This window comes from Paenibacillus thermoaerophilus, from assembly GCF_005938195.1.
Taxonomy (GTDB): Bacteria; Bacillota; Bacilli; order Paenibacillales; family Reconciliibacillaceae; genus Paenibacillus_W; species Paenibacillus_W thermoaerophilus.
Window position 1 is genome coordinate 121,364 of the sequence record NZ_VCQZ01000008.1, and the last position, 23,340, is coordinate 144,703.

Annotated in this window: 13 protein-coding genes and 1 CRISPR repeat array; of the genes, 11 read left to right on the forward strand and 2 right to left on the reverse strand. The window is 56.7% G+C overall.

What is annotated here, in order from left to right:
* The first annotated feature begins 24 nt into the window (after positions 1-24).
* Positions 25-1,014: direct repeats of the CRISPR family, unit length 32 nt; unit sequence GTTTCAATCCACGCTCCCGCGTGGGGAGCGAC.
* Between the two features lie 177 nt (positions 1,015-1,191).
* The gene (locus FE781_RS07760) at positions 1,192-2,010 is read right to left on the reverse strand and encodes a DUF6602 domain-containing protein (RefSeq protein ID WP_138789041.1); all 819 of its coding nucleotides are present in this window, start codon (positions 2,008-2,010) and stop codon (positions 1,192-1,194) included.
* 311 nt (positions 2,011-2,321) lie between these two features.
* On the opposite strand from FE781_RS07760, the gene FE781_RS07765 reads away from it, so the two are divergent.
* From FE781_RS07765 to sigK, 11 genes are all read left to right on the forward strand, one after another.
* Positions 2,322-3,341 carry a LacI family DNA-binding transcriptional regulator gene (locus FE781_RS07765; protein ID WP_138789042.1) on the forward strand — a complete coding sequence of 340 codons (1,020 nt, stop codon included), beginning with the start codon at positions 2,322-2,324 and terminating at the stop codon, positions 3,339-3,341.
* 20 nt (positions 3,342-3,361) lie between these two features.
* Entirely contained in the window at positions 3,362-4,246 is an 885-nt protein-coding gene (locus FE781_RS07770; protein ID WP_138789043.1) for a carbohydrate ABC transporter permease, read from the forward strand.
* Positions 4,236-5,072: a carbohydrate ABC transporter permease gene (locus FE781_RS07775; protein WP_138789044.1), complete on the forward strand. Its 837-nt coding sequence runs from the start codon at positions 4,236-4,238 to the stop codon at positions 5,070-5,072. The genes FE781_RS07770 and FE781_RS07775 overlap by 11 nt, the downstream gene beginning before the upstream one ends.
* Positions 5,073-5,175: 103 nt before the next feature.
* Complete coding sequence (locus tag FE781_RS07780) at positions 5,176-6,516, forward strand: ABC transporter substrate-binding protein (protein WP_138789045.1); 1,341 nt, start codon at positions 5,176-5,178, stop codon at positions 6,514-6,516.
* 140 nt (positions 6,517-6,656) lie between these two features.
* Positions 6,657-10,385, forward strand: coding sequence for a glycoside hydrolase family 31 protein (locus FE781_RS07785; RefSeq protein ID WP_138789046.1), 3,729 nt, complete (start codon positions 6,657-6,659; stop codon positions 10,383-10,385).
* A gap of 251 nt (positions 10,386-10,636) precedes the next feature.
* Complete coding sequence (locus tag FE781_RS07790) at positions 10,637-13,900, forward strand: TIM-barrel domain-containing protein (RefSeq protein WP_138789047.1); 3,264 nt, start codon at positions 10,637-10,639, stop codon at positions 13,898-13,900.
* 69 nt (positions 13,901-13,969) lie between these two features.
* The gene (locus FE781_RS07795) at positions 13,970-17,827 is read left to right on the forward strand and encodes a TIM-barrel domain-containing protein (protein WP_138789048.1); all 3,858 of its coding nucleotides are present in this window, start codon (positions 13,970-13,972) and stop codon (positions 17,825-17,827) included.
* Positions 17,828-18,919: 1,092 nt separating this feature from the next.
* Positions 18,920-19,315, forward strand: a complete 396-nt coding sequence (locus tag FE781_RS18125) for a Sir2 family NAD-dependent protein deacetylase (protein ID WP_379252251.1) — start codon at positions 18,920-18,922, stop codon at positions 19,313-19,315.
* 194 nt (positions 19,316-19,509) lie between these two features.
* On the forward strand, positions 19,510-20,055 hold the full coding sequence (locus FE781_RS07805) for a DinB family protein (protein ID WP_170209455.1): 546 nt from the start codon (positions 19,510-19,512) through the stop codon (positions 20,053-20,055).
* A 374-nt stretch (positions 20,056-20,429) separates the two neighbouring features.
* Complete coding sequence (locus FE781_RS07810) at positions 20,430-20,975, forward strand: hypothetical protein (protein ID WP_170209456.1); 546 nt, start codon at positions 20,430-20,432, stop codon at positions 20,973-20,975.
* A 724-nt stretch (positions 20,976-21,699) separates the two neighbouring features.
* The gene (gene sigK, locus FE781_RS07815) at positions 21,700-22,401 is read left to right on the forward strand and encodes an RNA polymerase sporulation sigma factor SigK (protein ID WP_138789052.1); all 702 of its coding nucleotides are present in this window, start codon (positions 21,700-21,702) and stop codon (positions 22,399-22,401) included.
* A 342-nt stretch (positions 22,402-22,743) separates the two neighbouring features.
* Here the strand turns inward: sigK and FE781_RS07820 are convergent.
* The coding region (locus FE781_RS07820; protein ID WP_211346331.1) for an IS256 family transposase at positions 22,744-23,340 on the reverse strand (597 nt) is incomplete at its 5' end.

The following is a 23,340-nucleotide window of genomic DNA, read 5'->3' on the forward strand; positions in this document are numbered from 1 at the left end:
CCGATATGGACCCGCAAGCAAATTGTTTCAATCCACGCTCCCGCGTGGGGAGTGACTTTGCTTATTACTTTCTTTACCCCGGTAAAATTTATGTTTCAATCCACGCTCCCGCGTGGGGAGTGACCGCTCCATTTTGGAGATGGGCATAAGCCAAATTAGGTTTCAATCCACGCTCCCGCGTGGGGAGCGACGTCCCGGCTTTCCAAAAGCCGAGCAGGTTATAGACAATGTTTCAATCCACGCTCCCGCGTGGGGAGCGACGGATTCAACAGCGGTTCCCGCAGGCCAGAGTGCTGCGTTTCAATCCACGCTCCCGCGTGGGGAGCGACGCCCGCGAAGGGATTGAGTTGGATTACATTTACGTTTCAATCCACGCTCCCGCGTGGGGAGCGACCCTGGCGCAATGATTACGTCCTCGGCGGCAACAAGATCGTTTCAATCCACGCTCCCGCGTGGGGAGCGACCCTGGCGCAATGATTACGTCCTCGGCGGCAACAAGATCGTTTCAATCCACGCTCCCGCGTGGGGAGCGACTGTTACCGATGACCTCAGTTCTGCTAAATTTTCCATCAGTTTCAATCCACGCTCCCGCGTGGGGAGCGACCTGAAAGGAGATGAAATCGAATGATCAAATTGACTACAAGTTTCAATCCACGCTCCCGCGTGGGGAGCGACCTCCGGAGACAAGCTATACCGTGACGGGGCTGGATGAGTTTCAATCCACGCTCCCGCGTGGGGAGCGACTCGGAATCGGCCTATCGCGCTTAAATGTTGGGACAGATGTTTCAATCCACGCTCCCGCGTGGGGAGCGACCATTACGCTGAGATCAATTTACCTGATGCACCGGAGTTTCAATCCACGCTCCCGCGTGGGGAGCGACCACAAAGAGCTGTCGCTTTCGCCGACAACGTGGATGTTTCAATCCACGCTCCCGCGTGGGGAGCGACTTCGGCCGTCTCGAACGAGACGGCCGAATGCGTCGTTTCAATCCACGCTCCCGCGTGGGGAGCGACTGCATCCGTCGAAAATCCTTGCAGCACAAGGCCTGAGGGCGTCATTTTCGCGAACCTGCTTTTTCGAGCGGGAAAAATTCGAGTAAGGATACTCATTTCTCCCAAAAAGCCAGCTCTGGCGCAGGGTGCGAACCTCCCGGGAAATTCATGTTCGCTTGGGGTTCGCGAAACTCAGCTTCATATCTCGTCCAAGTGTCGATTAAACATCTCCACATAAGCGAGATGCGGAAACAAAAGCGGGTTATTGATTAGCATCAGCAACTGATTCAACTGGAACGTCAGGGATAACAAGGAGATCTCTTTATTCGGTTTTTGATCTTGGCGAATCCGGTATTTTTCCAGTGTATATTCCGTAATGGTTCCTTTGTCGAGAGTGAAATGCCGATCCGTAAGCTGTTCTCCGAAATGGTTCAACTCTTTATGCCACGTGCCCAGATGATTGTCTTTCTCCTTCGGAATCGTGACGTTCAACTTGCCCTTCCTCGGATGAATGACGATATCGAATCCCCGGATGCCGGCAGGCGTTTCATTTTTGGTATGACATAAAATTTTGACCGGACGGGTAGCGGTTTGTGTCATGCCTGATTTCAGGGATTTCGGATCCAGGTCCCCACAGGAAATAGAAGTGTACATGCGAGCCACGGATTTCATCGAAGTGCGTAGCTCGTCGACGCTATTCACCCATTTCCGTAATTTGTCTTCATACACGTTGGTGCTTTTGCATTGCACGACGACGGCAACTGCTTCAATGGGAATATACTTGATATTGCCGTATCGAAATATATAAGGCGTATACTGCTCGTCGAAAATTGCCAAGTCTACTTCGTTAGACACATGACCTTTCGAGTCTACGATAAAAACAGATTGCTCGATGGAAAACTTCTTGGGAATGATCTGCTGGAACAACGATTTCCAGATGCCTTCCCTGAAGGTTCCCGTCGTCAAATGATGGTCGACACTGAATTGAAGCTGGTCGACTCTCGTGGAGCCGTACATTGTACATGAGAATGCCTCCTATGTTTTTTACGTAGGTGTACACCTGCACTTGTCCCGATTTGAACGGCGTAAAAGGGAGAAATTCGTTATTCGCTTAACAAAACGTACCGAATAATCAGGTTGCGACCGCCCATTTGAGTTAAATGTAACCAGCCACAACCTGATGGAATGGGACGTGTAACAAAAAAATTTGCCAAAAGAGAGCAAATTTTTCTTGAAAACGCTTTAGGGATGAGTTATAAATAAGTTAAACGATTAACCTCCTGTCGGGGGTGGAGAACACACTATAGAAGGAGTCAGGATGGTGTGCTGTGAAGCGGATTACGATCAAAGACGTCGCTCAACGGGCGGGCGTGTCCTCCGCTGCCGTGTCGTACGTGCTTAACGGGCGCGAGCACAAGGTGTCGGCGGACACCTTAAGCAAGATAAAGAAAGCGATTGCAGAGCTCAATTATATTCCCGACTACTCGGCCCGCAGCCTGGCCAACAACAAATCCAACCTGATCGGGGTCGTCATCCCGCAAACCGAGGATCAATCCCAACTGCTGCTGGAAAATCCGTTCTACTGCGAGTTGATCTGCGGGATCGAAGCGAAGCTGCGCCAGTCCGGGTACCACATGATTTTATCCGGGGTAAACAAGGGGGAGGGATACCTGGATGTGTCCATGCAGCGGAATTTGGACGGCGCGATCATCATGGGCATCTACCAGGAGAGCTTTTACGAGGATTTGAAAAAAGTTAACATTCCCATCGTGCTCATCGACAGCTACATCAACGACAACTACTTCAAGAGAATCGGCATCGACGACGAGCTGGGCGGCTACATGGCCACCACGCATCTGATCGAGAACGGGCATCAGAATATCGCGCTGGTGACGGGCACGATCCGCAAGGACGGCGTCGTGGAGAAGCGGTTCCTCGGTTACAAGCGGTCGCTCAAGGAGCACGGGTTGTTCTACAATCCCGATTACGTGTTCGAAGGCTCTGTCAGTTACGACCACGGCGTAGAGTCCGGCCGGGCCATCGCGTCCGACAGGCGCGGCATTACGGCGGTGTTCGCCACGGGCGATCTGGTCGCCTTCGGGGTGATCGCGGGTTTGTCGGAGAACGGAGTCAAGGTGCCGGAGGACATCTCGGTGATCGGTTTTGACGATATTTCACTCTCCAAGATGTTTGTTCCCCGCCTGACAACGGTGCGGCAGGATATCGTGACGAGGGGCTCGGCCGCGGCTCAATGCCTGATCGATTCGATAGAAGGCAAGGAAGACGTGGAGACGGAATTGACGCTGCCGATCGAACTGGTCGTCCGGGATACGGTCAAAAGGATCTGACACAGAAAGGAACATGAGCCGTGGTCGGTCATAAACATTGGGCAAGAAGAACGGCGGCATTCGTTTTGCTGCTGCCGGGGGTGTCGGGTCTTCTGCTGTTTCAGCTTATTCCGATGGTGTCCTCCGGCTATATCAGCCTGACGGATTGGGATCTGCTGACGGAGGCCGAGTTTGTCGGGTTGGACAATTACGTTCAGGTATTCCAGGACGAGAAGTCCTTGATGTCCATCAAAAACGTGTTTCGCTTCATTATCGGCTATTTGCCGCTCGTGCTTGTGTTCGGCTTGCTGTTCGCCGTACTGCTGAACCGGAAGATGCGGGGCGTCAAGCTGTACCGCGCGATTGTCTTCATTCCCGTCATCACCTCCTGGATCGCCGTATCCATCGTATGGAAGTGGATTTTGAACGGCAAGTCCGGCTTGCTGAATTACGTGTTGTCATTGGCGGGGATCGAAGGCCCTGTCTGGCTTCAAGACTTTTTCTGGGCGATGCCGGCCGTCATTATGGTCACCGTCTGGAAGGACGCGGGGTTCGTCGCGATCATCCTGCTGGCGGGCTTGCAAGATATTTCCGAGGATTACTATGAAGCCGCGCATCTCGACGGAGCCGGCTCCACCTACCGGTTTTTTAACATCACGTTGCCTCTGCTGACTCCCGCCTTGTTTTTTGTCATCACGATCTCGCTCATCAATGCTTTCCAGCTTTTCGATCAAGTCATGATTCTGACGAACGGCGGACCGGCCGGCAGCACAAGCACGCTGGTCGAGCAGGTCTACAAGAACGCGTTCCAGAACCACAAGATGGGTTTTGCGGCGGCGCAGTCGTGGGTATTGTTTCTGATTATCTTCGCGGTCACTTACTTGCAATACCAACTGCAGAAGAGGTGGGTTACGTATGACCGATAACCGATCCGCCAAAGGCTGGCTGAAGCTCGTTCTGTCGCATTCGGTCTTGCTGGCTTCCGCCGTCGTGTTCCTGTTCCCGTTCGTCTGGATGCTCTTCGGTTCCTTCAAGGACAGTCTGGAGGTCGTGAAAATGCCTCCGCGCCTGCTGCCGTCGGAGTGGAAGCTCAGCAATTATACGCAGATTCAAACGTATTTCCCCATCTACAAATTTTTGTTCAACAGCCTGGCGGTGTCGGTCGTCTCCACCGTGCTGCAGTTGCTCGTATGTGCCATGTCGGCGTTCGTGTTCGCCAAAATTCCGTTTAAAGGACGGGACGGCCTGTTCTTCCTGTTCCTGGTAACGATGATGATTCCGATGCAGGTCACGCTGACGCCTTTGTTCATCGTGTTCCAGAAGCTGAACCTGCTGAATACGTATGCCGGTCTCATCCTTCCCGGCATATTCAGCGCATACGGTACGTTCCTGCTCAGGCAGCATATGATGACCGTTCCGGATTCGCTGCTGGAGGCGGCCTATATGGACGGCGCGTCCTATTACCGGGTGTTCTGGAACGTGATGCTGCCGCTCAGCAAACCGGCGTTGGCGACATTGGCGATCTTCGCGTTCATGAGCTCGTGGAACAACTTCTTGTGGCCGCTGATCGTCGTGAGCGACACGAATCTGCTGACGTTGCCCGTCGGCCTGTCCAAACTTCAGGGACGCTGGTCGACCGAGTGGAACATCCTGATGGCCGGCAATGTCATCAGCTTCATTCCGATTTTTGTCGTGTATTTGTTCGCCCAGAAGTATTTTATCCGCGGGATGACCTTGAGCGGGATCAAGTAAGGCGTCCGGCTTGAAGGGGGGGATGCCCTGGCAGCGACAGTCCGGGCAGCAGGCAAGCACAAGCGGCATATGAAACCAATTCATTCGAAAAGGGAGAGGTACAATGCTTAAAAAAGGTCAAAAGGGTCTCATGCTCGTGTCGATGGCGATGCTCGTAGCGGCAGCCGGCTGCGGCGGCAACAGCGATCAAAGCGCGGCTTCGAACAGTCCGTCCGTTGCGCCGTCGGCCGCACCGTCCGCCACGGCCAAGCCTAAAGATCAGGTGACGATCAAATTCATGCAATATACGGCGAGCGGTTCCCAGGAGCAGACGCTGAAGGAGATGATCGCCGAATTCGAGAAGCAGAATCCGGACGTGAAGGTCCAGCCCGAGGTGCTGGATTTCGCGAACTACTATACGAAGCTGAACACCGTCATCGCTTCCGGCGAGGCTCCGGACGTATTCGAGGTCGGCTACGAGAACTTTGTCAGTTATGCGGCCAAGGACGTCCTGTACAATCTGAACGACGTGATCGCTTCCGACAAAAGCTTCGACGCGAAGCGGTACAAGAAGCTGGCGTACGACGCGTTCAACTACAAAGGAGGCCAGTACGGGGTCGTTCAAAACTTTTCCAACGTCGTGCTTTTTTACAATAAGGATCTGTTCGACAAAGCCAAGGTCGAGTACCCGAAGGCAAGCTGGACGTGGAAAGAAGAACTGGAGGCTGCCAAAAAGCTGACGGACGAGAAAAACGGCATCTATGGAACGTACGCGCCGATTCAATTCTGGGAGTTCTACAAGACGATCGCCCAGAACGGGGGAGGCATCTTCACGGCGGACGGCAAGCCGACCGTCAACAGCCCGCAAAACGTGGAAGCGCTCAACTGGATGCTGGACAAAGCGCGGACGCACAAAGTATCGCCTGCACTGAACGACGACACGTTCTCGCAGCCGGATGCGGACCTGAACGCGTTCAAATCGGGCAAGATCGCGATGCTGCGGGCGGGCATCTGGAACTTCGGGCGCTTCGCCGACGCCAACTTCAAGTGGGATATCGCGCTCGAGCCCGGCAATACGAACAAGGCGCATCATTTCTTCACGGACGGCCTGGTCGTCTCCAAAAGAACGAAAAATGCCGAAGCGGCCTGGAGATTCGTCAAGTTTATGACGTCCAGCGACTTCGTGGTGAACAAACGCATCGAAAAAGGCTGGAGCATTCCGGCGATCGACGACGACAAAGTGATGGACGCGTACTACAAGCAATCCGCGCCGCCGGAGTCCAAAAAGGTGGTCTTGGAAGCGCTTGATTCGCTGGTGCTGCCGCCTGTCGGGCCGATCGCGGACCGTTGGAACGAACTGACGGCCGCGGTCGGGGAAGAGTTGGATAAAGCCAGACTCGGCGCAGCCGACGCGCAGACGGCTTTGAACAACGCGCAAGCGAAGGTCGAGAAGCTGTTGAAATAACATCGCCGATATCCGCTTTATCCAACAAGAGTTGGCGGGATTGTTGTAAGCGACTACAAAAATCCCGCCAATCTTCATTATAGGTGCTCGCGATTCCGCAAGACAAGGAGAATCAGACAGGGCTAAGGAGCCGGAGAATGATGAATACTTCGAGATCTGGAACGATTCCGCTCTGGACGGCGGGAGAATTAAATGTCAGGGAAGCCGCGTATATGAACGCCCTGCATATCCGTTCGGGCAACGCGGGGGCATGCGAAGCTTTTGTCGCGTCGGCCTCACGGCCCGAGTTCGGCCGCTGGCCGCTGCTGGACAAGGCTTATTGGCTGTGGGCAGCCGGCGAATACGCCAGCGCGCTGAAGGATCGGGAACAAGCCGGCAACCTCCTGTTCAAGCTGCAGGCGCCGATCGCCGAGACAGTCGCGCTGCTGGAGAAGGATTGGCGGATTCCCGCCCGGCATTGGTTGTGCGGAGGCGGGGAAGCCGTGTATCTGAGCAATCTGGCGATCGTCTATGGCGCTCTGCTGGCCATGCAGCCTCACGCCTATCACGCGGCGATCCAGAAAGTTTTGAAAAACATTCGGGAGCTTGTGTTCGAAAAGTTCATCAAAGAAGGACGGCTCATCAGCGTCCTCGGCTCCAGATCGATTCACGGCGATATCGTGCTGGCGGCCGTGCCGTTCGGCATGCTCGGCATCGAGGACCGCATTCTGATCGAAGCGCTGATGAAGGTCGAAGAACGGCTGATCGGCAAGGGCGTTCGTTTCGATGAAGACGATCTGGCCTTCGGCGGATGCGAGCGGTTCGATCTGACGGCGCTGCTGGCCTGGTATTACGCGGAGAAAGGCGACGTCCGACGCGCGAAGCAACTGGCTTCGCATGCCGAGGCTCATCTGCAGCCGGGAGGCGAGCTGCCGGAGTTTGATCTGTCCACGGCCAGGGAGAGCCTCTATCTGGCGGAGGATCTGCAGAGATGCGGGGACCGGCCGCCAGTCAGCCGTCTCGGCGCGATTCTGCTGGCGCTGGCCGGGCTCGCGATCGCCCGTCAGGCTGCGGCCGGAGACCAGGCGGCCGCCACAGCCGCTGTCCGTGTGCTGCACGAGCCGACGGGTAAGGACGACCCGTATGTCACGCTGAACTGCGAACGCATACCGAGGCATCCCGAGGAGCATGACCGGGTGCGCGTCAGAGCCGTCACCGAACCGTTCCGCCCCGATCAGCAGGTATACGCGGAAGTGTCGGTCAACGGCGGGCCGTATAACGGGCACCTGATGCGGCCCGAACGGACGGCGGAGGGAGACAACTGCTGGGAAGGAGATATCGGCAGATTCGTGGCCGGCGATACGGTGACGTACCGGTTCCGCGCGGTGACGGAGCAGGGCGAAGCCGTCTCGTCCGAATACGGCTTCCATGTGCTGAAGTGGCATGCGCTGGAGCAGGTCCGCCGCTGTGTCCGGTTGAGCGATAGCGAGGCGATAATCGAGCTGGCGTCCCGCAGCGGCGGACTTGTCGCGTGTCTCGAGATCGCCGTCAAGGGGCCGCGCACCGTCGCTGTGAGCCTGAAGCCGGGAGCGATAGATGCGCAGACGGAGATACAGGCCTGTTCGGACGGGGCAATCGAGCTGCAGGCCGGACCGGGACATACGCTGCGGATCGAGAGCCGGCCGTTTCGCCTGACGCTGCTCGAAGAGGACGCGATCGCGGCGCAGACATATGTGCAGGAAGGAATCGGCGGCATCGAGGTATTGGCGGCTGCGGACGGCAGCCTTCGCAAAGTCCGGCTCAACTTCCGCCTGCATGAGACGGAACGGTTCTTCGGCACGGGAGAGCGTTATTCCCACATCGAATTCAGGGGACTCGACATCGATCACTACGTGCATAACGAATACCGCTCGCAAGGCTTGAAGACGTACATCCCGGTGCCGTTCGTCATCTCCAACAGGGGGTACGGACTGTTCCTCGATACGCCCTTGTACTCGAAATTCCGATTCGGGACGGCGCTGTCCGATCAGTTGGCGGTGGAAGCGAACGTATCCGGGAAGTCACAGACCCTGCAGTGTTACTTGCTCGTCGGGGAGCCGATGGACGTCATCTCCGCCTATACCGCCTTGTCGGGCCGTCCCGAACTGCCTCCCAAATGGAGCTTCGGTCCGTGGATATCGAGCAACAACTGGGATTCGCAGCGGGAAGTCGAGAAGCAGGCCGAGCTGGCGAAGCGGTACGGGATTCCGTCTACGGTCATCGTGCTGGAGCAGTGGAGCGACGAAGCGACGTTTTATATTTTCAACGACGCGCAGTACGAACCGGTGCCGGGCGGCGAGGCTTTGAGATATGACGACTTCGAGTTCCCGGAGTGGGGCCGCTGGCCCGATCCGAAACGGATGGTGGAGGAGCTGCACAAGCAAGGCATGAAGGTGCTACTGTGGCAAATTCCCATCCAGAAATATTTGTACGGCGCGAAGCACGAGCAGAAGGATGCCGACGAGAGGTTTATGCTGGAGAACGGCTATCACGTCCGCCATGCGGACGGCAGGGCGTACCGCATCCCGTACAACTGGTTCAAGGATTGTCTGGTCATCGATTTCACCAATGAAGCCGCTGCCCGCTGGTGGTTCGAGAAGCGCGCGTATCTGCTGGACGAGATTGGCATTGACGGCTTCAAAACGGACGGCGGCGAGTGCATTTTCGGCAATGATCTGCTGTTCGCGGACGGATCGACCGGAGCCGAGATGCGCAATCTTTACCCGAATCTGTACATCGGCGCCTACTACCGGGAGGTTCAGCGGAAGACGGGCGGAGACGGCATCACGTTCAGCCGGGCCGGGTACACGGGCGCTCAGCGGTATCCGCTCCATTGGGCGGGAGACGAGCGGTCGACGTACGAGGCGTTCCGATCTTCCCTGAACGCGGGCCTAAGCGCCGGCATGTCGGGCATCCCGTTCTGGGGATGGGACCTGGCGGGATTCCACGGCGACATTCCGACAGCCGAATTGTTCCTCCGCTCGACCCAGATGGCGGCCTTCTGCCCGGTGATGCAGCTTCACGCCGAGACAAAAGGCGAGTTCAACCAGGACCGCACCCCGTGGAACATCGCGGAGCGCACGGGCCGTCCCGAAGTGATCTCGATCTACAAGAAATACGCGGATCTGCGCATGAATCTGCTGCCTTATATATACGAACAAGCCCGGATCTCCAGCCGGGACGGCGTCCCGCTGATGCGGGCGATGTTCGCCGCTTTCCCCCGCGATCCGAGATGCGTGTCCATGAACGGGCAGTACATGTTCGGAGAGCGGCTGCTGGTCGCTCCTGTTCTGGAGGAAGGCGCTTATTCGAAGCAGGTGTATATTCCCGAAGGAAGCTGGATCTCACTGTTCGACGAGCGGCAATATGAGGGACCTGCGGCTATTGTGTTGCCGGTCGAACTGGATGAGATTCCGGTATTCCTGCAAGCGGACGGCGTGCTGCCGCTCAACCTCGACGATACGTGCCAATTGGCAAGCCATGTAGGGAACCGGGTCGATGGTTACGACCGGTTATGCCTGATGGCGTATCCGCGCAAGCAGATCGACTACTCGTTCCGGGACGGCCTGGACCGCGAGATCGGGCTGCGGATACGGCGGGAAGCCGGACAGCTCAGGCTGGAAGCGGATATTCCTCGCGGCGGCCCGGACGTGACGCTGATCCTGAAGGGACTGGACCCTGTGCGGACGGTCGAAGAATGGAGCGATACGGCCGAGCCGTCTGTCCTGACGATAGCGGACGGTCCGGATCGGATGGATGCGGGAGAATATTGCTGCGCCGGAGGGAAGCTGTATATCCGTCTGGCCCGCAGCGTCAAGCTTCGCATCCCGCAACCGGCCGAACTGGCATAAGCGGAGAACCGGCTGTCGGCGGTCCGCCGCCGGCAGCCCCTCTAGCCGCCCCGCAAGAGCCGTTTCCGCTTGGCGGTTCGCTCGGGGAATCCGTTTCCCCTGTCTCCCCCACGCTCTGCGCGGGTTGCCGCCGGGTGCCTTCTCTTGGGTCATCCAGAATTCACATACATGCATTTCAGAACAGAAAGGAGGTTTATGGCGTCCGAGTTTTCACCGGTTCCACCTTCAATAATGGAGAGGAGCGTGCAAGGATGAAGCGTTTGAAAGCCAACGCAGCGCAACTGCTGATCGCTCTGCTTGTCCTGTTCGTCATAGCGCCGAACGTCTATGCCATCGACGGGGTATGGCACAAGCCGACAGGCATCGATGATCTGTACACCGTCGAGCAGACCGAGAGGTACCCGAGAGACCCGACAGCGGGCGACAACGTGTATATCAAGCTGACGACGTGGCCCATCGAGCCGGGTCAGGCGACTTGGGTCACGTGGACGAAGAACGGGGCCGCCCAGCCGGTTATCAACGGCGTCTGGAAGTACAACAGCGGCAACAACAGCTATTGGGAAGTGCCGCTGGGCAGCTTCAACAAGGGAGATGTCGTCCAGTACACGGTGCACGCCAACCAGAATGGCGCAAACGAGAAGACGATCGGGCCGTTCTCGTTTACGGTGACGGGTTGGGAGCATGTGGCAAGCGTAACCGGTCTGACGAACCATTCCAACCGGATCGAGCTGCGAGTCACGTCCAACACCGGTTCCACAGCCCCCAGGATCAACATCGCGTTTACGGACGCGGATGTGTTCCGGATGCAGTTGTCCCCGACGGGAACAGGGGCGATGGCAACGGGGCAGAGCATCTACACGGTGGCGGACAACGGCAGCCACTATCTGATCAGCACGAGCAAGCTGAAGATCCGCATCGACAAAAATCCGTTTAAGACCAGCGTGTACAAGCCGGACGGAACGACGCTTATCGCGCGTCAGTACGACAGCACCGTCAACCGCAATATGGCGTGGTTGTCGAACGGTTCGTCCTACATCACCAAGGTGGAGGATCACTTCTACACGCCGGCGAACGAGCAGTTCTACGGCTTCGGCGAGCGGTACAACAACTTCCAGAAGCGCGGCCGCGAGGTCGAGACTTACGTCTACAACCAGTACCGCAACCAGAATGAGCGGACGTATATGGCAATCCCGTTTTTCGTCAATACGAACGGGTACGGCATCTACGTGAACAGCACGTATTATTCGAAGTTCAAACTTGCCACGGAGCGGCCGGATATGTACAGCTTCACGGCGGACACCGGCGGCAGCGCCTCCTCCATGCTGGACTACTATTTCATATACGGGAACGATCTGAAGGATGTCGTCTCGAACTATACGGATATTACCGGCAAGCCGGCGATGCTGCCCAAATGGGCGTTCGGCTTGTGGATGTCGGCCAACGAGTGGGACCGGCAGAGCGAGGTGACGTCCGCGATCAACAACGCCGCCGCCAACGGCATTCCGGCGACGGCGATCGTCCTGGAGCAGTGGAGCGACGAGAACACGTTTTATATTTTTAACGACGCGACGTACACGCCGAAACCCGGCGGCCAGGCGTTCACTTACAACGACTTTGCGTTCAGCGGCAGGTGGCCGAATCCGAAGGCGATGGCGGACCAGATCCACAATAACGGCATGAAGCTGATCATGTGGCAGGTGCCGATCCAGAAGTGGACCGATTACGCGTACCAGCAGAAAGATAACGACGAAGCCTACATGATCGCCCAAGGCTACGCGGTGGGAGACGGGCAGGGGGGCCAATACCGCTTGCCTCAGGACTCCTGGTTCGGCAACAGTCTGCTGCTCGACTTCACGAACCCGGCGGCCCGCAACTGGTGGATGTCCAAGCGCGCCTACCTGTTCGACGGGGTCGGCATCGACGGCTTCAAGACCGACGGCGGCGAGATGGTATGGGGACGCGACTTGACGTTCTTCAACGGCAAAAAAGGCGATGAAATGCGCAATCAGTATCCGAACGAATACGTCGGAGCCTATAACGCTTACGCCAAATCGAAAAAATCCGACGCCGTCTCGTTCAGCCGCTCGGGTACGCAAGGCGCGCAGAAGTATCAAATCTATTGGGCGGGCGACCAGGATTCCTCGTTCGAGGCGTTCCGCCAGGCGATTCACGCCGGCCTGACGTCCAACATCTCCGGCGTGCCGTTCTGGAGCTGGGACCTGGCGGGCTTCACGGGCTCGTTCCCGACCGCCGAGCTGTACAAGCGATCGGCCGCGATGGCCGCTTTTTCGCCGATTATGCAGTTCCACTCGGAGAAGGCGAACCCGTCGCCCAGCGAGGAACGGTCGCCGTGGAACGTCGCGGCCCGAACCGGCGACTCGACGGTGATCCCGACTTTCCGGAAGTTCGTTAATACCCGGATGAATCTGCTTCCTTACATTTACAGCGAGGCGAAGAAATCCAGCGATACAGGCATCCCGATGATGCGCTCGATGGCTATGGAATATCCGGGCGACACCAATACGCACGGACTGGTCTATCAATACATGTTCGGCGACAATCTGCTCGTCGCGCCGATCGTGAACGAGGGCGAGACGACGAAGAGCATCTATCTGCCGGAGGGCGAATGGATCGATTTCTGGTGGGGCGCGCAAAGACCCGGCAACCGCACGATCAACTACTACGCGGGCGTGGACGACTTGCCGGTATTCGTCAAGGCGGGCAGCATTCTCCCGATGAACCTGAACGCCAATTACGAGCTCGGCGGCGCGATCGGCAACAGCATGACCGTTTACGACAATCTGAGCTTCCGCATTTATCCGAAAGGAAACACGAGCTACCAGTGGTACGACGACATCGGCGGCGGCGTGAGGACGGTCTCCTCGAACGAGCAGTTCGGCTTGGATCAAGTGACCGTAACCGTCCCGCCCATCCAGACGAAGAGCACGCTTCAGGTGTTCGTCACGAAGCCGTCCTCGGTAACCGTGAACGGCAACGCGCTTACGGCCTATACGTCCCTTGGCGATCTGGCCGGCAGCGCGCAGGGCTGGTATTACGATTCCGTACAAAAGCTGGCTTACGTCAAGCTGGCGTCGGGCACGGGCAACCGCACGGTTGTCCTCAACGGCGTCGACAAGCCGGAGTACGAAGCCGAGTTCGGCACGCTCTCCCAGGTCACGACCAATAACAATCATGCCGGTTACACCGGGACGGGCTTTGTGGACGGTTTCGAAGCGTCGGGGGACGCGGTCGAATTCGACGTGTACGTGCCGGCCGGCGGGAACTATACGTTGGACATCCGGTACAGCGCGGCTGCGGGCAACGCTTCCCGCGCCCTGTACGTGAACCAAGCCAAAATGGCCGACGTCGCCTTGCCCCAAACCGCCAACTGGGATACATGGGGAACAGTGTCCCGCAATGTGACCCTGACGGCCGGACACAACGTCATCCAACTGAAGTTCGACAGCGGCAATGCGTTGGGGATCAATCTGGATCATATCCGGATTCGCCTGTAAGACACGCGGAGTATTCGGGGGAGGGGAGGCTCCTCTCTCCCGGCTCCTATCCATCGCGGGGGTGATGATATGCGTCTGTTCTCCAGAGGAAAAGCCGCAGCGGCGCGCTTGCTGGCCGTCGTCCTGGCCGCCTCGCTCTTGTCCTTCGGCCATCCCGAACGTTCGGATGCTTATGCCGGATCGCTCGGGAATGTGCTGAACGCTTCCGTCGCGGGAGACAAGCTTACGCTGACGATCGACAACGGAGCGGAGCCGAACGACGATATTCTGGAGCTGTTGGTGGCCGGGGAAAACATCCTGAAGGTCGATTACCGGCCGAACGGGGTGGCCGCAAGTCCCGACACGCCGATGATCGATCCCAATAAAACGTGGAGCGCCGTCGGCGCTTCCATCGATACGTCCGGCAATCCGATCGTGATTGCGACACCGCGGATGCGGATCGAGATCGCCAAGTTCCCGGCCCGCCTGACGGTCAAAAAAGCCGACGGAACGACGCTCCTGTGGGAGCCGCCCGGCGGCGGTGTCTTCTATGACGGCATTCGCTTCATGCGATCCCCATCGGACAATCTGTACGGAATCCGGGGATGGAACGCTTTCGAGACGGTGGACGGCGGCCAGAAACTGCTGCGCAACAACAACTCCCACGGCGCGCATGCCGGAGAACAGGGGGACGCGGGCGGACCGTTCGTCTGGTCGACGAGGGGGTACGGCCTGCTCGTGGACAGCGACGGCGGTTATCCGTACACGGACAGCACCGGCAAGCTGGAGTTCTACTATGGGGGAACGCCGGCCGAAGGAAGACGATACGCGAAAAACGATCTGGAATACTACATCATGCTGGGCGATCCGAAGGAGATCATGGGAGCCTTCGCCGAAATTACCGGCAAAAGCCCGATGATGCCGAAATGGTCGCTCGGCTTCTCCAACTTCGAATGGAATACGAATCAAACCGAATTGACGTCGATGGTCGATACGTACCGGGCGAAAAACATCCCGCTCGACAGCTACGGGCTGGATTACGATTGGAAGCGTTACGGGGAGAACAACTACGGCGAGTTCAAGTGGAATACGGCCAACTTCCCGAGTGCGGCCACAAACGCTTTGAAGGCAAGCATGGATGCCAGAGGCGTCAAGATGATCGGCATCACGAAGCCGCGCATCGTCACCAAGGACGCGGGCGGCAATCCGACGATCCAGTATGCCGACGCCGAGAGCGGCGGATACTGGTACCCCGGCCATTTCGAATACCAGGATTATTTTATCCCGGTCCAGGTCAGAAGCATCGATCCGTACAATCCGGCCGCGCGGTCCTGGTATTGGGATCATTCCAAGGAGGCGTTCGACAAAGGCATCGTCGGCTGGTGGAACGACGAGACCGACAAAGTATCGTCCGGCGGGGTGACGCTGTGGTTCGGCAACTTCACGACGACGCATCTGTCGCAAGCGATGTACGAAGGCCAGCGGGCGTATACGAACGGCAACGCCCGGGTCTGGCAGACGGCCCGGACCTTTTATCCCGGAGCGCAGCGGTACGCCACGACCCATTGGTCCGGAGACATCGGCATTCAGTTCTACAAGGGCGAGCAGATCGGCTGGGCGGCCGGCATGCAGGAGCAGCGCGCCGTGCTGCTGTCGGCGGTTAATATGGGCCAGCCCAAGGTCGGCATGGACGCCGGCGGCTTCAACAAGCAGGACGGAACGACTTACAATCCGAGTCCCGAGCTGTATGCCCGCTGGCTGCAATTCAGCGCGTTCACGCCGGTGTTCCGGGTTCACGGGAACAATGGCCAGCAGCGCCAGCCCTGGTTCTACGGCAGCACGGCGGAGGAGGCGGCCAAGAGCGCGATTCGGCTTCGGTACTCCCTCCTGCCTTATATGTACGCCTACGAGAGAAGCGCCTACGAGAACGGCGTCGGCCTGATGCGTCCGCTGATGTTCGAGTTCCCGTCCGACTCGAATGTGGCGGATACGGTGGATGCCTGGATGTTCGGGGATTATCTGCTAGCCGCGCCCGTTGTCGACAAGGGCCAGACGGTCAAGAACATTTATCTTCCCGCGGGAACGTGGATCGATTACTTCCGGGGCACGGTCTATACAGGCGGGCAGACGATCGCCTACCCGGTCAACGCCGACAGTTGGAGCGACATTCCTCTGTTTATCCGCAAGGGAGCGATCATCCCGACTCAGAAGGTGCAGGATTACGTCGGCCAGAGCGCCGTCCAGAGCGTGGACGTGGACGTGTTCGCCGATATGGCGAGCACGAGCTTTACCTATTACGACGATGACGGCTCATCCTATCAGTACGAGTCCGGCAACTATTTCAAGCAGAAGCTGACCGCACGGGACAACGGCGCTTCCGGGATCACCCTCGACGTAGAGGGCAAAACGGGAACCTACGCTCCCGCCCTTCAATATTATGTGCTGAAAATTCACGGCAAGGCCGGAACTTCGGTCAAGAGCAACGGCGTCGCGCTGACGTCGTATGCCGATCTGAACGCGCTCCGGGCTGCTTCCGGCGAAGGCTGGGCGGTCGGTAAGGATATTTACGGCGATGTGACTTACGTCAAAATAAGAGCCGCAGCGACGTCGGGCAAGTCCGTTGCGGTATCCGGTTCAGCGCCCGTCTCCGCAACCTCGTACAAGTACGAAGCGGAGGACGCCTCCCTGTCCGGCAACACGGTGGCGACGAAAGCGACCGTCAACAACAACCATGCCGGTTATTCGGGCTCCGGCTTCGCGGACGGACTGGGACAACCGGGAGCCGCCGTTACCTTCTACGCCGACGTGAAGACGGCAGGCGACTATTCCGTCGCTCTCCGGTATGCCAATGCGACCGGCAGCGACAAGTCGCTGAGCGTGTTTGTCAACGGCAAGCGGATCAAGACGACGGTATTGGGCCCGCTAGCCAACTGGGACACCTGGGCGACGAAGACCGAGACGATCCCGATGGAGGCCGGGCGTAATGCGATTACCTATAAGTATTTGGCCGATGCGGGAGATACCGGAAATGTCAACCTGGATTATATAACGGTTCCCTTCCAGGCCGATATCGCCTCGTACGAAGCCGAGAGCGCCTTACTGGGAGGCGGGGCGTCCGTCAACAGGAATCATTGGAATTACAGCGGAACGGGATTCGTCGACGGCATGACCGCCGCGGGCGCATCCGCCGAATTCGAAGTAACCGTGCCGTCGGCCGGAACCTACGAGGTGGTGCTTCGCTACGCCAACGGCACCGGGTCCGCCAAAACGCTGAGCACGTATGTGAACGGGGCCAAAATCGGCCAAGTGTCGTTCCCGAGTCCGGGATCGGACTGGAACGCCTGGGAGCGCAAGACGCAATCGCTTGCGTTAAATGCGGGCCGCAACCGGATCGCGTTCAAGTACGATGCCGGCGACAGCGGGAATATCAACCTGGACCGGCTGCTCGTCTCCGCTTCGGCTATCGGCCCGCTGGAAACGGAACGGAACCTGCTGGACAACGGGGATTTTGAACGGCCGTCCGGGTACAGCAGCGGTTGGACGGAGTGGCATCCGACCGGTCAGGCTCTCGCCTACGGCGTGGACGGAGGGTTGACGACGAACCCGCCGGAGGCGGCTCAGACGGGCAGCAACCGGGCCTACTTCTGGGCGTCCGGGGCTTATCAGCAGAGCATCCACCAGGTCGTCAGCGTTCCCGTCAACAACGCGAACTACAGACTGGAGGCCTGGGTGCGGCTGAAAAACGCGACGCCCACGGTCGCGCGGGCGGAGATATCCGGCCACGGCGGCAGCGCCATTTATGCGAACATTACGAACGACGGCGTTTGGAAGCTTATCCGCATCGACAATATTTTCGTAACCAGCGGCCAGATCGACGTGGGCTTCTACGTGAATTCCCCGGGGGGGACGACGCTCCATATCGACGATGTCCGATTGGTGAAGCCATAACGATCAAGAGCCCTTGCGGGCGGTCCGAGAACCGTCCCGAGGGCTCTTCTTCGTATTGTCCGGTCAGCCGGGGGGGCCAAGCTGGCCGTTTTTATTGGCGGACAAATCTCCCGCGATCCCCATGACCATTGTTCCGGGATGCCGGATGCTCGCTCCGTGCGGGGAGCAACATGATCCGCGAGAAGGGGCTGTCATGGATCGGCCGGGCTTCAGTCCGCGTTCCAGTGAGGGGAGCGACTCCGTAACCATTCGACATCTCGGACGGTATCCGGTCAACGCGGACAATAGCGATATTTTTTATTACTAAAGCCCAAAATTCGCCGATCATGAAGGACTTAGCGATATAAAATATTGTTAACACGCCGATTTTTTGGTGATTCCGGCTGATTTGCCGGCGTTAGCGATATTTTATATCGTATAGTGGATTCAAACCGGGACCAGTGGGGCGTTTAGTGATATTTTATATTGTTAGCCGTGATCCGTGCGACGAGGGGGCCGAATTCCTTTGCACAATTGGGATGATTCCGGGAACATTTACACTCCCGCACGGGGAGCGACCGCCGCCAAGTGTGCCTCTGCGCATCATTTTCGCGAACCTGCTTTTTCGAGGGAAAAATACGCGCGGGAACACCCCATTTTCCCGAAAAACCGGATCTGACGCGGGGGGCCGAACCTCCCGGGAAATCATATTCGCTAGGGGGGCGGGCTAATTCCTTTATTTTGTATGGGGAAGTGCCCGTAAGCGCAATACGGACTTGAAAACATTGGATGTCCCCGCGTTACTTCCATGAACCGCAGCTTGGCCGACGATGTCCCCCAACCGACTGCCAGCAAATGCCGCAAGACGTACGGGCACTACCGGGCCGATGCCCATTAAGTGAGTAGAGCTGTCAGCGAGGCCTGTTACCTCGAATTTTGGTGAGTATGCTATAATAAGGATTGGAAATTCCTCTCGAAGTTACCGAAAGTCAAGAATACGCCATGTCGGACTGTCTTGGCGATAAGGATCAGGATTTGTTGCCCTTTTCGAACCAAAAGAAGGAAATCGGCACGAGGCATTTCCGGCCCATAGAAGTTCACCCCGATTTTAGCATGGTCCGTTTATACACGTGTGATGGATGCCCCCCCAGATTAATCTGCATCATTGGAAAAAAATTTGTCTTGAAGATAACCCTCTCTTCCACCTGGCTACACAGCATCGCCACTCAGAATGTGGATGGCTTTCCTGCAGCGGCAGGGAGCCATGCGGTTGTCGAACTTCACGGGAATATTCGTTCGATACGATGCCACCGCTGCAAGCAGGAAGCGAAGGTCTCCGATTTCCTTAACCGGCATGACGGTTCATTCTGTCGCGGGCCATTACGGCCTAACGTGGTTCTTTTCGGAGAGATGCTTTCGGAGAAGGCATGGAATCAAGCAAAAGCAATGGTTTCGCGCCACGGAGCTTGTCAAGGTGATCGGAACGAGTGTACAGGTGTCTCCGGCTAACCAACTGCCCCAATTGACTCAGGACGTACGGTGTATATGAATATGGAAATCCCGGACCAATGTAAACCGTTTGATCTCATGATACGCGGAAAGGATAGGCACCTATGAGTGGAATTGGATGAGATATGGGAAGGAACAATGAATGAAGGATTATAGAGTTACCAACCGGACGGGAGGAGGAAGATCCGAATCATGTGTTCTATTTCAAGAGAGGCAACATATTCGGTGAAAACGATCAAACGAAAAGAAAGGTGATCCCGATGAAAGAACATTTGCTGGAACTGCTCGACTATCATTTTTGGGCGACACGGAAAATTCTCGAACATCTTGCCAAGCTGCCAAGCCATGTATATCAGGAAACGCTTATCAGTGTGTTCCCGTCTATTTCGCATGTCGTTAAACACTTGTTTGATGTGGATCAAACCTGGTATTCCCGATTGAACGGGGATTATCAAAGAGCCGATCACGATCTGGACAGCATTCCGAATGCCTTGACCGCCTTTGATATTCTTCACAACGAGATCGCGGGTTACGTTCGAACTCATGACGCTCAGTCGGTGGTTCATTATCGGAACTCAAAAGGAGAAGAATTCGCCAACCGTCTTGAAGAAATCGTCCATCATCTAGTCAATCATGGAACGTACCACCGTGGAAATATCGCCGCGATGTTAAGGCAGCTCGGACAAACCGGCGTATCAACCGACTACATTATTTACTTGAGAGAAGCTGCAGGGAAATAACAGTGATCGTGAACGATGACAACCGCAATGATCAAAGAAGGCAGGCAGAAGGAAGTGATCCGCCGAGATCGGCAGGCGCTGGATCGGAAGGGGACAGTCAACAATTTTTTCGTAAACAGGAAAACTACGTTGACGAAAGTCCGGCGTGAATGTAATTTAGTTGTTAAAACAAGAGTAATCCGGTACTGACAACCGTCTGGGTGAAGCAATCTGAATCGCTGTTGACCACTATTCGGCGGCCCGGCTGAAATGGGAGATGCTGATCGAAGAGAACAGGACGAAAAAACGAGACGGAGCCGTAGAGCTCGTGCGGGACCCGGAGCTCATCGTTCGCCTGTCGAGCGGCACGGCCGAATTAACCGGAAAGGGGGAGCATGATGTTTATCGGAAAGCAAGGGGCATGGGCATTGTCTGCGGACGGCAGGAAATGGTACCGAAAAAAAAGAAATATCGCCCGGATCGTCGTGGTTCTGATCTGGCTCGTATCGAGCGCCGTCATATTCGAGATGTACGAATCGATCGAACGGACCGTGTTATGGAGCGAGATCAGCATGGCCTGTGCTGCGCTACTTATATTCAGTTTTATCGTGTCCTATACGTGTTGGGTTGCCAAAACGAAACAATACGTCAAATCCCGATTCGTCTGGCTTTTGGCCGTCTTTCTCGGCTTCTTGGTGCTCTATATTATTCTGATGCTGGGGCTAGCATTGCTGGATATAGCCGCAGGTCCGGTCACGAAGCAGATTACGGTTGCCGACCGGTGGGACCCGAAGCGGGGAGGAGACAATATTACGACAACGGATGGCGGCCGCTATGAACTGTTTTCGGAGAAGGTGGAGATGAGAATTGGCGGCACCTACAAGGTGATGATATTTCGCTACAGCCGCAAAGTGGTCGGGTTGGAGCAGGTCGCGCCATAATTTCATAATCGGGTGAACCGCAGCGTTTCGGTATGCTGCGGTATTTTTTTCGGCTTCTGACGTTTTTTCTGTAGCGGATTCGTGTCTCCGCCACAGTGGCATTTCGTCCCGAGCGGGGAGTGACATGATCCGCGGGAGGGGCTGTCATGGATCGGCCGGCTTCAGTCCGCGTTCCAGTGAGGGGAGAGACTTCGTAACCATTCGACATCTCGGACGGTGTCCAGTCTCGCGGGCAATGGTGATTTCGGCTGATTTCGGGCGGTACAGCGTACCCGGGTTTCAATCCACGCTCCCACGCGGGGAGCGACTGCACCCGTCCGGAAGCCTTGTGTCGCAAGGCTTCCGGACGTCATTTTCGCGAACCTGCTGTTCCGAGCGGGGAAAATACGCGGAGTAGCACCTCTTATTGCCCGAAAAGGCCGGATCTGACGCGGGGTGCGAACCTCCCGGTAAATTCATGTTCGCTTAGGGTTCGCGCATTACTTCCTATTGTATGGGGAAGGTTCCGGAAGCGCAATCCGAACTTGAATGGAACGGATGTCCTTTGGGGTATCCCCGCCTGTTTCCCCGGTCCTCCCTGATTCAAAGCCCTCAACCGACGATGCTCCCTCAACCGGACCTGCCGGCAAATGCCGCAAGTACAGGCACTTCTGGGCGAACGTCCACATATAATGGTGGTAGCCGCCATGTCGGCGTTGTCTAACCCACGGGAGGTGGCCTGTCCGTGCCTGGATTTTTCGCGTCGATCGTGCTATTCCTGAAGCAGTTGTCGCTGCTGGTGTCGTATGTCAAGAACAATGCGTTCCCGCAGCCACTTTCGGAAGGAGAAGAGGATTTTCACCTGAAACGGATGGCGGCCGGCGATCCCCATTCGCGAAACAAGCTGATCGAACACAACCTGCGTCTGGTCGCCCATATCGTCAAAAAATTCGATAACACGGGTGAAGATCTCGAAGATTTGATCTCGATCGGAACGATCGGCCTGATCAAGGCGATCGAATCGTTCTCGCCGGACAAAGGGACGAAGCTGGCGACGTTCGCGGCGCGATGCATCGAGAACGAAATTTTAATGCATCTGCGTTCGCTCAAAAAAACGCGCAAAGACGTGTCGCTGCACGATCCGATCGGAACAGACAAAGAAGGCAACGAAATTACGCTGATCGACATTCTCGGCACCGAAGTCGACGATGTCGTCGACAAGGTGCAGTTGAAGATCGAGAAATCCAAAATCTATAAGAACCTGGATATCTTGGACGACCGCGAAAAAGAAGTCGTCGTCGGCCGGTTCGGCTTGGAGCACGGCGGAGAGGAGCGCACGCAGCGGGAAATCGCGAAGGAGCTCGGCATCTCCCGCTCGTACGTGTCGCGAATCGAGAAGCGCGCACTGATGAAGTTGTACCATGAGTTTTACAAGCAGAAAAGATAAAGGAAAAGGGGTTGCTTCCCGCGTGAGCAGCTCCTTTTTTATCAGAGTCCAGATGGATGCGGCGGATGGGCGTCGTTTTCCAGCCGGGCCAGGATCGTATATTCGTCCGGGTAGATCATCAACCGCTGGTGTCGGGTGCCGGCGGTTTTTGTTTTGCCTGAGGGGCTCAATAAAGTATCCGACGGAAGGAAAAGAATATAGAAAAGCAAAGACAAAGTAAAAAATATGGGAATGGGCGCATCATGGACCCGAGATTTTTTCTTTCGTCAATTTGTTTATTAATGCGGTTCTGCAGCCCGGTCAAGTCCAAAATTATGTGTAAAATCCCTCAGCTAGAATGGGCTACATGATTCGGGTTACTTTCGAGACAGATTTTGGCCGGCTTTCACGCCATTCCAGGTATTCGACCATATCGAGGTACTTCTTGCCGGAAGCCCATTTCTCGTCCTGTTCCATGAGTAGTGCACCGATGAGTCGAATGACGGATTCCCGGTTGGGAAAAATGCGAATCACGCGTTCCCGGCGGCGAACTTCCTCATTCAGACGTTCTACGCTGTTTGTCGTTCTCAAGCGCTTACGGTACTTTTCCGGCAGGCTCAAAACGGCGGTGACATCGTCAAAACCGGCTTCCAGAATCCGCATCGCCTTCGCCGCTTTGTCCTCGTAAGCCGCCAACGTCTGCTGCAAAAGCAGCCGGGCCGCTTCCGGGTTGGGCGCCTCCAGGATCGCTCGTACATGCGTGTGGATTTCATCCTTCAGGGCTTTCGGAGAGGCATCCAGTACGTTGCGCATAAAGTGCGTCTGACACCGCTGCCAAGTCACGCCCTGCAATTGTTGGCGAATCGAGCGAACCAGCCCGCCATGATCATCAGACACGATCAGATCCACGCCACGGAGTCCGCGGGACTTGAGCCAGTTGAAGAACTCCGTCCAGCTTTC

Coding starts and splice junctions, on each gene's coding strand:
- FE781_RS18125 (WP_379252251.1), top strand. CDS start 18,920: ATGGTCCGTTTATACACGTGTGATGGATGCCCCCCCAGATTAATCTGC.
- FE781_RS07790 (WP_138789047.1), top strand. CDS start 10,637: ATGAAGCGTTTGAAAGCCAACGCAGCGCAACTGCTGATCGCTCTGCTT.
- FE781_RS07760 (WP_138789041.1), bottom strand. CDS start 2,010: ATGTACGGCTCCACGAGAGTCGACCAGCTTCAATTCAGTGTCGACCAT.
- FE781_RS07780 (WP_138789045.1), top strand. CDS start 5,176: ATGCTTAAAAAAGGTCAAAAGGGTCTCATGCTCGTGTCGATGGCGATG.
- FE781_RS07785 (WP_138789046.1), top strand. CDS start 6,657: ATGAATACTTCGAGATCTGGAACGATTCCGCTCTGGACGGCGGGAGAA.
- FE781_RS07795 (WP_138789048.1), top strand. CDS start 13,970: ATGCGTCTGTTCTCCAGAGGAAAAGCCGCAGCGGCGCGCTTGCTGGCC.
- FE781_RS07775 (WP_138789044.1), top strand. CDS start 4,236: ATGACCGATAACCGATCCGCCAAAGGCTGGCTGAAGCTCGTTCTGTCG.
- FE781_RS07810 (WP_170209456.1), top strand. CDS start 20,430: ATGATGTTTATCGGAAAGCAAGGGGCATGGGCATTGTCTGCGGACGGC.